16 protein-coding genes and 1 riboswitch are annotated in these 12,322 nt (G+C 43.1%); of the genes, 13 read left to right on the top strand and 3 right to left on the bottom strand.

Going from position 1 to position 12,322, the window contains the following annotated elements; translation table 11 throughout:
- Positions 1 to 2: 2 nt before the first annotated feature.
- Genes MKZ03_RS15250 through MKZ03_RS15240 form a run of 3 tightly spaced genes read right to left on the bottom strand, consistent with a single transcriptional unit; the run spans position 3 to position 777 of the window.
- Positions 3 to 350: a spore coat protein gene (locus MKZ03_RS15250; RefSeq protein ID WP_034659918.1), complete on the bottom strand. Its 348-nt coding sequence runs from the start codon at positions 348 to 350 to the stop codon at positions 3 to 5.
- Positions 351 to 361: 11 nt separating this feature from the next.
- A complete protein-coding gene (locus tag MKZ03_RS15245; protein ID WP_223249598.1) occupies positions 362 to 613 on the bottom strand; it encodes a hypothetical protein in 252 nt (83 codons plus the stop codon).
- Between the two features lie 26 nt (positions 614 to 639).
- Positions 640 to 777: a YuzL family protein gene (locus MKZ03_RS15240; protein WP_003212904.1), complete on the bottom strand. Its 138-nt coding sequence runs from the start codon at positions 775 to 777 to the stop codon at positions 640 to 642.
- Between the two features lie 199 nt (positions 778 to 976).
- Between MKZ03_RS15240 and MKZ03_RS15235 the strand changes: the two genes are divergently transcribed.
- From MKZ03_RS15235 to MKZ03_RS15175, 13 genes are all read left to right on the top strand, one after another.
- Positions 977 to 3,364 (top strand): 3-hydroxyacyl-CoA dehydrogenase/enoyl-CoA hydratase family protein, encoded by a 2,388-nt coding sequence (locus MKZ03_RS15235; protein WP_340973699.1) that lies wholly within the window; start codon positions 977 to 979, stop codon positions 3,362 to 3,364.
- 12 nt (positions 3,365 to 3,376) lie between these two features.
- On the top strand, positions 3,377 to 4,552 hold the full coding sequence (locus tag MKZ03_RS15230) for an acetyl-CoA C-acetyltransferase (protein WP_226804012.1): 1,176 nt from the start codon (positions 3,377 to 3,379) through the stop codon (positions 4,550 to 4,552).
- Positions 4,553 to 4,566: 14 nt separating this feature from the next.
- Positions 4,567 to 6,348: an acyl-CoA dehydrogenase family protein gene (locus MKZ03_RS15225; protein ID WP_066030427.1), complete on the top strand. Its 1,782-nt coding sequence runs from the start codon at positions 4,567 to 4,569 to the stop codon at positions 6,346 to 6,348.
- Between the two features lie 111 nt (positions 6,349 to 6,459).
- Entirely contained in the window at positions 6,460 to 6,816 is a 357-nt protein-coding gene (locus tag MKZ03_RS15220; protein WP_034317446.1) for an arsenate reductase family protein, read from the top strand.
- A gap of 66 nt (positions 6,817 to 6,882) precedes the next feature.
- The gene (gcvH, locus tag MKZ03_RS15215; RefSeq protein ID WP_282067027.1) at positions 6,883 to 7,266 is read left to right on the top strand and encodes a glycine cleavage system protein GcvH; all 384 of its coding nucleotides are present in this window, start codon (positions 6,883 to 6,885) and stop codon (positions 7,264 to 7,266) included.
- Between the two features lie 43 nt (positions 7,267 to 7,309).
- The gene (locus MKZ03_RS15210) at positions 7,310 to 7,546 is read left to right on the top strand and encodes a YusG family protein (protein WP_034659913.1); all 237 of its coding nucleotides are present in this window, start codon (positions 7,310 to 7,312) and stop codon (positions 7,544 to 7,546) included.
- 128 nt (positions 7,547 to 7,674) lie between these two features.
- Positions 7,675 to 8,019, top strand: a complete 345-nt coding sequence (locus MKZ03_RS15205) for a toprim domain-containing protein (RefSeq protein WP_034660691.1) — start codon at positions 7,675 to 7,677, stop codon at positions 8,017 to 8,019.
- Between the two features lie 12 nt (positions 8,020 to 8,031).
- Positions 8,032 to 8,334: a thioredoxin family protein gene (locus tag MKZ03_RS15200; RefSeq protein WP_282067026.1), complete on the top strand. Its 303-nt coding sequence runs from the start codon at positions 8,032 to 8,034 to the stop codon at positions 8,332 to 8,334.
- 120 nt (positions 8,335 to 8,454) lie between these two features.
- Positions 8,455 to 8,796 (top strand): SCP2 sterol-binding domain-containing protein, encoded by a 342-nt coding sequence (locus MKZ03_RS15195; protein ID WP_034659911.1) that lies wholly within the window; start codon positions 8,455 to 8,457, stop codon positions 8,794 to 8,796.
- Between the two features lie 102 nt (positions 8,797 to 8,898).
- A riboswitch (SAM riboswitch) is annotated at positions 8,899 to 9,007 on the top strand.
- Between the two features lie 154 nt (positions 9,008 to 9,161).
- Positions 9,162 to 10,187: a methionine ABC transporter ATP-binding protein gene (locus tag MKZ03_RS15190; RefSeq protein ID WP_106038243.1), complete on the top strand. Its 1,026-nt coding sequence runs from the start codon at positions 9,162 to 9,164 to the stop codon at positions 10,185 to 10,187.
- Positions 10,180 to 10,848 carry a methionine ABC transporter permease gene (locus MKZ03_RS15185; RefSeq protein ID WP_099727008.1) on the top strand — a complete coding sequence of 223 codons (669 nt, stop codon included), beginning with the start codon at positions 10,180 to 10,182 and terminating at the stop codon, positions 10,846 to 10,848. Before MKZ03_RS15190 ends, MKZ03_RS15185 begins: the two co-directional genes overlap by 8 nt.
- Before the next feature lie 14 nt (positions 10,849 to 10,862).
- Entirely contained in the window at positions 10,863 to 11,684 is an 822-nt protein-coding gene (gene metQ, locus MKZ03_RS15180) for a methionine ABC transporter substrate-binding lipoprotein MetQ (protein WP_106038201.1), read from the top strand.
- 103 nt (positions 11,685 to 11,787) lie between these two features.
- Positions 11,788 to 12,156 (top strand): carboxymuconolactone decarboxylase family protein, encoded by a 369-nt coding sequence (locus tag MKZ03_RS15175; RefSeq protein WP_003212803.1) that lies wholly within the window; start codon positions 11,788 to 11,790, stop codon positions 12,154 to 12,156.
- Positions 12,157 to 12,322: the final 166 nt, after the last annotated feature.

Genomic DNA, 12,322 nt, shown 5'->3' with positions numbered 1-12,322 from the left:
CTTTATGACATCTGTGATGGTCCGTATGGAGATTGATCTGTCAGTGTTTGCTGGAATTTCTGGTGTGCCTGCTGGAGCTTTTGCTGTTCAGCGGCTTCAACAGAATACCAGCCATATCGGAACATGACATCATATAAATGTCTTTGTGTTTTCTGAGTTTCTAGCGCAATTCGCTGAATATCTTGGTAAAGAGATTCATGACTGAATTCATTGAGCGCTGTGTTGTAACCGCTTGTCATATATTTTTCAGTCGACAAAAGGTCTGTGACAAAATCACGATCATTCATGTTTGTTGTCGTGGGAACCGGAGTTTGTGGATTCCCGATTTTTTGTTGGTTTTGTTGTTCCATGTTTTTTCCTCCTATTGCATAAAGCCAGTAGACTGGCCTTGCCCTGAGCTGCCTAAATGCTGAAGAATTTGTGTGTAATGCTGATGATGCATTTGGCCCACTTGATTTAATTCTTGTTTCAAAGTCTGGTCTTGGCAGTGCTCGGCCATAAAGTGAGCCTTTTTCATAGCGATCAAGTTCCAATTCAGCATATCCTCTAAGTACAAGGAATCCTTCACTGAAATGACTTGCGGGGGCATATTCATTTGCTGATTGTTCAAGATGTGTTCCTCCTTACGATTTTGTTTCCTTACTGATTCTTTTTATATTGCTGATTTTGACTGGTCTTTTTGCCGCCTAGGTCTGCTTCCTGTGATGGACCTGCGTTTCCTTTTACACTTGCAGCACTTACGCCTGCTTTCGATGGGTTTTTCTTCAAACGAGACATGTGGACATCACCTCCATTCTTACAATGCCCTCTCATCTTTAATTCATACGCCGCAAAGTAAGGCACATCAGAATGTGTAAATTTTTGAAATCCGCTCTTGAACTGTTTCGGAAAATCTTTTAAGATAAAGAAAGAGGCATTGCTTTTTTTTGGACAAAAAATGAATGACTGTTCATTCAAAATGTTTAGGGGGATATTTATGGGCAAACATATTCGCAAGGCGGCTGTCATTGGTTCAGGTGTCATGGGCTCAGGCATTGCTGCGCATCTAGCCAATATCGGGATACCAGTAACATTGCTAGATATTGTGCCAAACGAACTGACAAAGGAAGAAACGGCGAAAAAGAGAACGCTTGATCACCCTAGTGTTCGGAATAGATTAAGTCAAGAAGCGATGAAAAAATTGTTAAAGCAAAAACCAGCACCTCTTACATCAGCAAAAAACCTATCATACATCACACCGGGAAATCTCACAGATCACCTTTCCTTATTACATGATGCTGACTGGATCATTGAAGTCGTCACTGAAAAACTCAGCATCAAACAACACGTATTCTCTCTCATCGACGAACACCGCAAAGAAGGCAGCATCGTATCAAGTAACACATCCGGTATTTCGGTTGAAAAAATGGCAGAAGGCCGATCAGATGATTTTAAACGCCACTTTTTAGGCACACATTTTTTTAACCCAGCCCGTTATTTAAAGCTTTTAGAAATCATTCCTATTCAAGAAACAGATCCAGAAGTACTTCAATTTATGAAAACGTTTGGCGAGGATGTACTTGGCAAAGGCGTCGTTGAAGCGAAAGATACGCCGAACTTTATTGCCAATCGTATTGGTACTTATGGACTCCTTGTAACAGTGCGTGAAATGCTTGAAAACAAATACACCATTGGAGAGGTGGATTCGGTCACAGGACCCCTCATTGGAAGACCGAAAAGTGCGACCTTCCGTACACTTGATGTCGTAGGGCTCGACACGTTTTCCCATGTAGCCCGCAACGTATATGACCAAGTAGAAGGAAAGGAAAAAGATATTTTCCAGCTGCCTGAGTTTATTGAAACAATGCTTGAAAAAGGATGGATTGGCAGCAAGGCAGGGCAAGGATTTTATCAAAAAAATGGAAAGGCCATTTTAGAACTTGATCCTGTGACGCTCACGTATGGAGAACGAACGAAGCTTAAAGATCCAGGCATTGAGATGGCGAAGCAGCAAAAAGGGACGAAAGCGAAATTGAAAGCGCTTATTTATCAAGATGGCCGTGCAGGACAATTGCTTTGGAACATGACGGCACCTGTGCTCCTTTATTCAGCTCAGTTAAAAGGCGAAATTGCGGATGATATTCAGTCCGTCGATAACGCAATGAAATGGGGATTTGGCTGGCAGCACGGTCCATTTGAGCTCTGGGATGCAATCGGTGTGAAAAAAGCAGCCGAGCGCATGGAAGCAGAAGGTCACAGCATCCCGCAGTGGGTGCAAGACATGCTGTCAGAAGGACACGACACATTCTATCAAGTGAATGCTGATGGAGAGCGTGCGTTTTATCACAATGGGGCTTATGAACAGGAAAAAGGAAACGAAAAGAATATTTCTTTAGCGAAATTGAAAAAGAAGCAGGGCGTGATTTTTAAAAATTCTGGTGCGAGCTTGATTGATATCGGTGATGATGTCGCCTTGCTCGAATTTCACTCCAAAAGCAATGCCATTGGACTAGATGTCATTGACATGATCAATCGCGCTGTCGATGAGGTGGAACAGAATTATAGAGGGCTTGTCATCGGAAACCAAGGGAAGAACTTCTGTGTTGGTGCCAACCTTGCTTTGATTTTAATGGAAGCTCAGGACGATAATTTCTTTGAAATTGACTTTGTGATCCGCCGCTTCCAGCAGGCAATGATGAAGGTGAAATATAGCGACCGTCCAGTCGTTGCTGCACCGTTTGGCATGACACTCGGAGGCGGAACAGAGGTTTGTCTGCCGGCAGCAGCTATTCAAGCGTCCAGTGAAGCATACATGGGTCTTGTTGAAGCGGGAGTTGGACTGATTCCGGGCGGTGGTGGAAACAAAGAATTATACCTTCGCCATCTGCAAGGATCAGCTAAGCCGACGCAGACCGCTATACAAGATGCCACGCTGAAAACATTTGAAACGATTGCAATGGCTAAAGTATCCACTTCGGCTGAGGAAGCGCGGGATATGAACATGCTCCGCGTGAGTGACCGAATCAGTATGAACGGGGACCACCTGATCTATGATGCGAAACAACTGGTGCTCTCTCTTGATGAAGCGGGTTATCGTGCACCGCTCAAGCAGAAGGTGCCCGTCATGGGAGAAACAGGCTATGCAGCAATGATATTGGCTGCTGAAAATATGAGACTGTCTGGATACATTTCAGAGCATGACATGACCATTGTCAAAAAATTAGCTCATGTCATTTCCGGCGGGAAACTGCCATTTGGAACAGAGGTAGAGGAGCAATACTTATTAGAGCTTGAAAGGGAAGCCTTTTTAAGTCTTGTAGGAGAAGTGAAATCACAGGCACGCATGCAGTACATGCTCGTCAAAGGAAAACCTTTACGTAACTAAGGGGGAGTCAAAATGAGAGAAGCAGTCATTGTCGCTGGCGCGAGAACACCAGTAGGGAAGGCGAAAAAAGGATCGTTAAAACATGTTCGGCCTGATGATATGGGCGCATTGTGTGTAAAAGAAACACTAAAGCGTGCCGGTGATTACGACGGACAGATAGACGATTTGATCATTGGGTGTGCAACACCAGAAGCAGAGCAGGGGTTAAATGTGGCTCGGAATATTGGGGCGTTAGCAGGACTTCCATATACAGTACCTGCCATCACTATCAACCGTTACTGCTCATCTGGTCTTCAGTCAATCGCTTATGCGGGTGAGCGGATTATGCTCGGTCAGGCAGAAACGATCTTAGCTGGAGGAGTCGAATCGATGTCACAGGTGCCGATGATGGGTCATTCCATTCGTCCGAATGCTCAATTGGCAGAGCAAGCGCCTGAATATTATATGAGCATGGGCCACACGGCAGAGCAAGTGGCGCAAAAGTATCAGGTCACACGTCAAGATCAGGACGCCTTTGCGGTAAGAAGTCATCAAAAGGCAGCCAAAGCATTGCAGGAAGGGAAATTTTCAGATGAAATCGTATCCGTTGATGTAACAGAGCGGCGGGTAGGGGAGCAATATCAATTAGAAGAACATCAATTCACGTTCTCACAGGATGAAGGCGTGAGAGCGGGCACAACGGAGGAGATTCTTTCCACTTTGCGACCGGCTTTCTCAACAAAAGGCACGGTGACCGCAGGAAACTCTTCACAAACAAGTGACGGCGCTGCGTGTGTGATGATGATGGACCGTGAGAAAGCATCCTCACTTTCCCTTCAGCCGCTCGCCAAGTTCCGGGCGTTTGCTGTTGGCGGTGTACCGCCTGAGGTGATGGGAATCGGTCCGATTGAAGCCATTCCGCGTGCGCTGAAAATCGCTGGACTTGAGCTGAAGGATATCGGGCTGTTTGAATTAAACGAAGCGTTTGCCTCTCAGGCAATTCAAGTCATTCGTCATTTAGGGATCGATGAAGAGAAAGTGAATGTCAATGGCGGGGCAATCGCGCTAGGGCATCCGCTCGGCTGTACAGGAACGAAACTTACACTGTCACTCATTCATGAAATGAAACGGCGAAACGAGCAATTTGGCATCGTCACAATGTGTATCGGCGGGGGCATGGGAGCAGCAGGAATTTTTGAATTGATCTAAAGGGGGAAATCAGGATGAAAGCAATGGAAGATGTAAAAAAGGGTGGAAGCTTCTTAATTGATGAGACGAATTATGAGCATATCTTTACACCAGAGGATTTCTCTGATGAGCATCAAATGATTGGAAAGACAACAGAGGATTATATTTTACAAGACGTTGTTCCGTATATAGATCAAATTGAACATCATGAATTCGAGCATTCCGTCAGGCTTCTCAAAAAAGCTGGAGAGCTTGGACTTCTAGGAGCTGATGTGCCTGAAGAATTCGGCGGACTCGGATTAGATAAAATCAGTTCAGCCATCATTACCGAGAAATTCTCCAGAGCAGGGAGTTTCTCACTTTCCTATGGTGCCCATGTCGGCATTGGATCTCTGCCAATCGTGCTGTTTGGAAATCAAGCGCAAAAGGAAGCATACCTGCCTGGGCTCGCTTCTGGAGAAACGATTGCGGCGTACGCCCTAACTGAGCCAGGATCAGGCTCTGACGCTCTTGGAGCAAAAACGACTGCAGTCCTGAATGAAGCTGGAACCCATTATGTGCTTAATGGGGAAAAACAATGGATTACAAACTCCGCATTTGCCGACGTCTTTGTCGTATATGCGAAGATTGATGGTGAACACTTCTCTGCTTTTATCGTAGAAAAGGATTTTCCAGGTGTCAAAACTGGACCTGAAGAGAAAAAGATGGGCATTAAAGGGTCCTCGACGAGAACGTTAATTCTTGAAGATGCTCAAGTGCCGAAGGAGAATTTACTAGGTGAAGCTGGCAGAGGTCATGTCATTGCCTTTAACATTTTGAATATCGGACGCTACAAGCTGGCTGTCGGGACAATTGGTGCGTCAAAACGTGTCATTCAATTATCGGCAGAATATGCAAACCAGCGTAAGCAGTTCCAAACACCAATTTCTCGATTCAGCTTAATTGGTGAAAAAGTAGCCAACATGTCTGCAAAGCTCTATGCGATGGAAAGTGCTGTTTACCGCACAGTCGGATTATTTGAACAGCGCATGGGTCTATTAAGTGAAGAAGAGCAAAAGGACGGCAAACAAATTGCCCAGTCCATTGCAGAATATGCGATTGAATGCTCTCTTTGTAAAGTGCTTGGCTCTGAAACTTTAGATTATATTGCAGATGAAGGCGTGCAGATTCACGGCGGATATGGATTCATGCAAGAATACGAGGTCGAAAGAGCCTATCGTGACTCGCGGATTAACCGTATTTTTGAAGGGACAAACGAAATCAACCGTCTGCTTGTACCAGGCACATTCCTGAAGAAAGCGATGAAAGGGGAGCTTCCGCTGCTTCAAAAAGCGCAAACCTTACAGGAAGAGCTCATGATGATGATGCCGGAAGAGCCGGGTGATCAGCCGCTCGATCAAGAAAAATATTTACTCGCCCATGCGAAAAAGATCGCCCTTATGGTATCTGGTATGGCAGCGATGAAGTATGGAAAAGCTTTAGACAAAGAGCAAGAAATCCTTGTGAACATAGCGGATATCGTCAATGAAATTTTTGCTGCTGAATCGGCGATTCTGCGTACCGAAAAGGCAATCGCTTCATCAGGGCTAGAAAAGAACGCTCAAAAGCTTGCCTACACACAAATTTTCACGCAGGAAGCCTTCTTAAAAATTGAAGCCCATGCAAAAGAATCCTTGATCGCGATGGAAGAAGGAGATTCACTCCGCATGAGTCTGTCAGCTCTTCGCAAACTGACAAGATTCACCCCGATCAATGTCATCGCCAAAAAGCGCGAAGTGGCGAAACGAATCTTTGAAGCAGAGAAATATATCGTATAAGGACAGCTTAAAAGGTGCGGAGTGATATCCGCACCTTTTTGTAAGCATACATTTAGGTTTTTAAAATATTTTGTGATAAAATGTTCTCACAATTTGCAGGAGGTGAAAATGGTGGCTTTAGATTTTTATGAATACCCATCTTGCGGTACATGCCGAAAAGCAAAAAAATGGCTGGAAGAACACAATAAAGACATCAACAGCATACATATCGTCGAAGAGACGCCTGATAAAGAAACATTAAAAGCCCTTTACGAAAAAAGCGGCTTAGAGCTGAAGAAGTTCTTTAATACAAGCGGACAGAAATACCGGGAGCTACAGCTGAAAGATCAACTTCCTGCAATGTCAGAGGACGAGCAGCTAGAATTACTCGCATCGAACGGAATGCTGATCAAGCGTCCGATTACAACAGACGGTAAACGAGTCACAGTTGGATTTAATGAAGATACCTTTAAAAGCGTCTGGAAATGATGTAACTTTCATTCAGATTGTGGTATCTTCAATATAGATTGAAAGAAAAGACTGGAGGGGTATTGAATGAGCACACCAAAAGATTTACGTTATTCAGAAGAACATGAATGGGTCAAAGTAGAAGGGGAGAAGGTGCGTATCGGTATTACGCATTTTGCTCAATCTGAGCTAGGTGATATCGTGTTCGTTGAGCTTCCTGAAGTAGGAGACAAAATCACAGCGGACGAGCCTTTCGGAAGTGTAGAATCAGTGAAAACAGTTTCTGAGCTTTATGCACCGATCAACGGCACAATCGTCGAAGTGAACGATGAGCTGGATGACAGCCCTGAATTCGTCAACGACTCTCCATACGAAAAAGCATGGATGATCGTGGTAGAGCCAGCAGATGCATCTGAAATCGAGAACTTGATGACTGCTGAGCAATATGAAGAAATGACAAAAGAAGACTAATTCACGTGAAATTGGACACTCTACCTTTATGGGGGTGTCCAATTTGTCTTTTCAAAAAGAACAGGTGGATATAACAGATCATGTCACTGGACGATTCAAAGAAAGCGGCATGGTGCTGTATCATCAAAATGAAGAGATTGGCACGATGATTAGTGAAAACCAATATGAGTTAAAATCAGGTTATTCCTATGATCAAAATCGTTTTTATCGTCTGACGGATACATTGACCCACGGGACAGAAAAATATGTAGACTGTGATGATGAAAATGGCTGGTGCTAATCACAGATGAGGCTGCAGTGAGCATAAGCTGCAGTCTTTTTAGTGCAAGTGCCCAATCTTTACAACCTCGATGAAAGATTGTAATCTAAGGGAGAAGTGAACAATGTCAAAAGGGCCGGGTGATCGTGTTGAATGTAGAGGTAGAAAAGGTCATCATTGTAGAAGGTAAAACAGACAAACAAAAGCTAAAAGAAGTCATAAGTGAACCTGTTACCATCATTTGCACCAATGGCACGATCAGTACATCGAAGCTGGATCAGCTCGTAGACGAATTATTGGGGAAAGACGTTTACATATTAGCAGACAGTGACGATGCAGGCGACAAACTGCGGAAGCAATTTCGAAAAGAATTCCCTGAAGCACTTCATCTTTTTGTCGACAGAACATACCGCGAAGTGGCCGCTTCACCGTCAGCCCACATTGCATCTATCCTATTAGCTGCAAACATTGATGTTCATTCGAAATATTTATGAGGGTGGACGTATATGAAAGAGATTGAAGAACACGAATTCAAGGAAATAAAGGACGATTTATTTCTTCTATACTTATATACACCGTTTTGCGGAACATGCCAGCTGGCAAAGAAAATGCTGGCAGTCGTAGACGCCATGCAGCCGGATGTACCATTTTATGAAAACAATTTAAACTACTCACCAGGCTTTGCAAAAGCTTTTGAGATCGAAAGCGTTCCTTGCTTTCTACTGTTTAAAAAAGGTGAGCTGGTGCAAAAAGGCTATGCCTTTCACTCCGTTCCATATCTTCATGAAATGATTGAAACCGCTAAATAAAGCGGTTTTTTGTCATATTTCAAGCAATTCGTCTGAAAATTTGTCGAGTTATTTATAAAGGACAAGCCAATGTTTGTAGAGAAATGTTATGTATAACCAAATGACAGGGAGGTTATACATGTGGAAAATGTGAAAACCCATGGGAACACAGGGCAGCGTTTATTATTAAAACCGCTGCTCTCATCATCATCCTTGAAGATTACATTTGAGGCGGAAACTGACTCTTGTACATTGATTGTGGATGAACGTGGTGAAGTGAAGAAACTACCTGCAATTGAGTTATCGGATCTCATCTTTTATGGTGAGAGAAAAGAAATACTTCAATTATTAGATGGAGATATGTCCTTACAGCAGTTAATTAGCAGAGGACAAGTAAAAGTAAAAGGGTCATTCCGTGCGCTCCTAAGACTAGAGGCTGTGCTTTGGCTGACGAACGGTTTTTTTCGAAAAATGATAACGTAGTCGTTTACTTGGAAATTAGCGATTTACAGCGTTGACATATCTCGGGTAGCATGATATTCTACGTTAGTAAAAACATGAACATCACATAAAACAACATATTTTCTCTTATTAAGAGAGGTGGAGGGACGTGCCCTATGAAACCCGGCAACCGTCAGCATAGCTGAAATTGGTGCCAATTCACTCAAAGCCGCAATGCTTTGAAAGATGAGAGAAAGGCGTATTGAACATAAAAGGCCTTTCTGCTTGCGTTGCAGTTAGGTCTTTTTTACTGACCTGGTGTCAGGCTAGAGGCATGACAGCAGGAAGAATAAATAACGTATGTGATGGCAACCTATAGATTCAGCAAGAAAGCAGGTGAACAGACTGTGATCCATTTACAGAATGTATCAAAAACGTACCACTCTAAAAGCGGAAATGTTGATGCCGTGAAAGAAGTTAACTTGGATATCGATAAAGGTGAAATATTCGGAATTATCGGGTATAGCGGTGCCGGAAAAAGCTCGCTTATTCGCCTATTAAACGGTCTGGAGCTGCCAACAGCAGGAATTGTTGAAGTGGCAGGCAACCGGATCAATGAAGTATCGAATGCGAAACTTCGGAAAGCAAGACAAGAAATCAGTATGATCTTCCAGCACTTCAACCTACTTTGGTCAAGAACGGTGAGACAAAATATTATGTTCCCGCTTGAGATCGCAGGTGTAAAGGCATCAAAACGGAGAGAACGTGCGAATGAACTGATTAAATTAGTCGGTTTAGAAGGAAAAGAAAATGCGTATCCGTCTCAGCTAAGCGGCGGACAAAAGCAGCGTGTGGGGATTGCGAGAGCATTAGCAAATGATCCAAAGGTTCTTCTTTGTGACGAAGCGACGTCTGCGCTTGATCCGCAAACAACCGATTCCATCCTTGAGCTTTTGGCGGATATCAATAAACGACTAGGGCTCACGATTGTGCTGATTACACACGAAATGCACGTCATTCGCAAAATTTGTCATCGCGTGGCGGTCATGGAGAATGGACGTATTGTCGAAGAAGGCGAAGTATTACGCGTGTTCAGACAGCCGAAGGAAGAAATGACGAAGCGATTTGTACAGCAGCTTGCTGAACCAGAGGAAGCGAAAGAAACAATCGAGCACGTCTTAGAGCGAGTAAAAGAAGGTCAGGTCGTACGGTTGTCCTTTATTGGCGATTCTGCCGAGCAGCCGCTGATCACTGAAATCATTCGATCCTTCAAGGTCGATGTGAACATCCTTCAAGGGAAGATTTCTCAAACGCAGGAAGGCGCGTTTGGAACACTCTTTATCCATATTAATGGAGAAGAGACCGAGGTAGAAAAAGCCATCGCCTATATCCAAAGCAAACAGGTTGAAATCGAGGTGATGACACATGTTTGAGAAATGGTTTCCGAACGTTGATTTAGATGTCATTTGGAATGCAACGGGTGAAACGGTGTACATGACACTCATTTCACTAGCATTTGCTTTTATTATTGGTATCATCCTTGGGCTATTGCTCTTTCTGACTAGTAAAGGCGGTCTTTGGGAAAATAAACCGATTAACACCGTTATCGGGGCAGTCGTCAACATTTTTAGATCGATTCCTTTTATCATTTTAATCATTCTATTATTAGGGTTTACAAAACTTATTATGGGCACAATTCTAGGTCCCAATGCAGCCCTCCCTGCCCTTGTCATAGGGTCAGCTCCATTCTATGCACGCCTTGTCGAAATTGCACTGCGTGAAGTAGATAAAGGAGTCATTGAAGCAGCACGCTCAATGGGAGCGAAAACATCGACCATCATTTTCAAAGTATTGCTGCCAGAATCATTGCCAGCCCTCATTTCAGGTATTACCGTAACAGCGATTGCTTTAATTGGCTCAACTGCGATTGCAGGTGCAATTGGAGCAGGCGGACTTGGTGACCTTGCCTATGTGGAAGGATACCAATCTGGTAATACAGATGTCACACTTGTTGCCACTGTGTTTATTCTCATCATCGTCTTTATTATTCAAATAATCGGTGATTTGATTACAAATAAAATTGATAAACGTTAAGGGAGGATTTATTCATGAAGAAATTGATTTTAAGTGCACTATTTCTAGCATTTGCAGGCATCTTAGCTGCATGCGGTTCATCTAATAACGCAAGTGATAGCAAAACCATTACGGTTGCGGCTTCAAAAACACCACATGCCGAGATTCTTGAAGAAGCAAAACCACTTCTAAAAGAAAAAGGCTACGATCTCAAAGTGAAAGTACTTAGTGATTATAAAATGTACAACAAAGCGTTAGCTGAAAAAGAAGTGGATGCAAACTTTTTCCAACATATCCCTTACTTGAACGAAGAGAACAAATCAAACAAAGATTATAACCTAGTAAGTGCTGGTGCGGTTCACCTTGAGCCTTTCGGTATCTACTCTAAGAAATACAAATCAGTAAAAGATATTCCAAATGGCGGCACCATCATCATGACAAACAACGTAGCTGAGCAAGGACGTATGCTTGCTCTATTACAAAATGCCGGTGTCATTAAGCTTGATCCAAAGGTTGATACAATCAACTCAACGGTCAAGAACATCAAAGAAAACCCAAAGAACCTAAAGTTCAAAAAAATCGCTCCTGAACTAACAGCGAAAGCTTATGAAAACAGTGAAGGTGATGCTGTGTTTATCAACGTCAACTATGCGATTCAAAATAAATTGAATCCGAAAAAAGATTCAATTGAACTTGAGCAAACAAAGAACAACCCGTATGCAAACATCGTGGCTGTTCGCAAAGGTGAAGAAAAATCAGAGAAGATCAAGACATTAATGGAAGTTCTTCACTCTGATAAAATTAAAGAATTCATCGACAAAAAATACGACGGTGCAGTTCTACCGGTATCTGAATAACAACGATTCAACCTCGCTTTCATCAAAGCGAGGTTTTTTGTGTATTTTTTCAAATCTCGCTCATAATAAAAACGAACAAATGACCTGAAGGGATGGAATAAAGATGAATGAACAGCATATGAGCGGATCTATGCAGCAATCACTGACGGATTATAAAACGGCAATGGGTGAATTTCAGAAGAAAATGCCGGTGTTTGGGAAGAAATTCAATGAATTTACGGAGCAATGCTTTCAGAGCGATTCATTAACGCAAAAGGAAAAGCAAATGATTGCCCTTGGCATCAGTATTCATGCACAGGATGAATACTGCATGATTTATCATACAAAGGGAGCGCTCGATCAAGGCGCGACAGAAGAGAATTTGCTGGAGGTTGTCAGCGTGGCGGCAGCATTTGGCGGCGGGGCAGCACTGAGTCAAGGGATTACTGTCGTTCAGCAATGTATTGATGAATTTGGAGGACAGACGCATTAAGGGAAGGATAAGACGGTATTTTTCCATATCAGGGAGTTGAGTCGTTCTCAGCCGATTGTGTGAGAAAATATGCCAGCATAGAACGTCATATCCCTTTTGAGTGAAACCGCATGTCTTTGATATAATAAAGCTACACTCAAAGAAGGGAATGGTTTATTATTTGTTC

Origin of the sequence: Bacillus sp. FSL R5-0431, assembly GCF_038002985.1 — a bacterium.
GTDB lineage: Bacteria > Bacillota > Bacilli > Bacillales > Bacillaceae > Bacillus.
The sequence above is the reverse complement of the archived record's forward strand: the minus strand, read 5'-3'. Positions and strand labels throughout refer to the sequence as shown.

Bases quoted from the DNA above. Each gene is read 5' to 3' on its own strand.
- MKZ03_RS15175 (WP_003212803.1), top strand. From the start codon at position 11,788: ATGAATGAACAGCATATGAGCGGATCTATGCAGCAATCACTGACGGAT.
- MKZ03_RS15200 (WP_282067026.1), top strand. From the start codon at position 8,032: ATGAAAGAGATTGAAGAACACGAATTCAAGGAAATAAAGGACGATTTA.
- MKZ03_RS15230 (WP_226804012.1), top strand. From the start codon at position 3,377: ATGAGAGAAGCAGTCATTGTCGCTGGCGCGAGAACACCAGTAGGGAAG.
- MKZ03_RS15235 (WP_340973699.1), top strand. From the start codon at position 977: ATGGGCAAACATATTCGCAAGGCGGCTGTCATTGGTTCAGGTGTCATG.
- MKZ03_RS15185 (WP_099727008.1), top strand. From the start codon at position 10,180: ATGTTTGAGAAATGGTTTCCGAACGTTGATTTAGATGTCATTTGGAAT.
- gcvH (WP_282067027.1), top strand. From the start codon at position 6,883: ATGAGCACACCAAAAGATTTACGTTATTCAGAAGAACATGAATGGGTC.
- MKZ03_RS15250 (WP_034659918.1), bottom strand. From the start codon at position 350: ATGGAACAACAAAACCAACAAAAAATCGGGAATCCACAAACTCCGGTT.
- MKZ03_RS15225 (WP_066030427.1), top strand. From the start codon at position 4,567: ATGAAAGCAATGGAAGATGTAAAAAAGGGTGGAAGCTTCTTAATTGAT.
- MKZ03_RS15240 (WP_003212904.1), bottom strand. From the start codon at position 777: ATGTCTCGTTTGAAGAAAAACCCATCGAAAGCAGGCGTAAGTGCTGCA.
- metQ (WP_106038201.1), top strand. From the start codon at position 10,863: ATGAAGAAATTGATTTTAAGTGCACTATTTCTAGCATTTGCAGGCATC.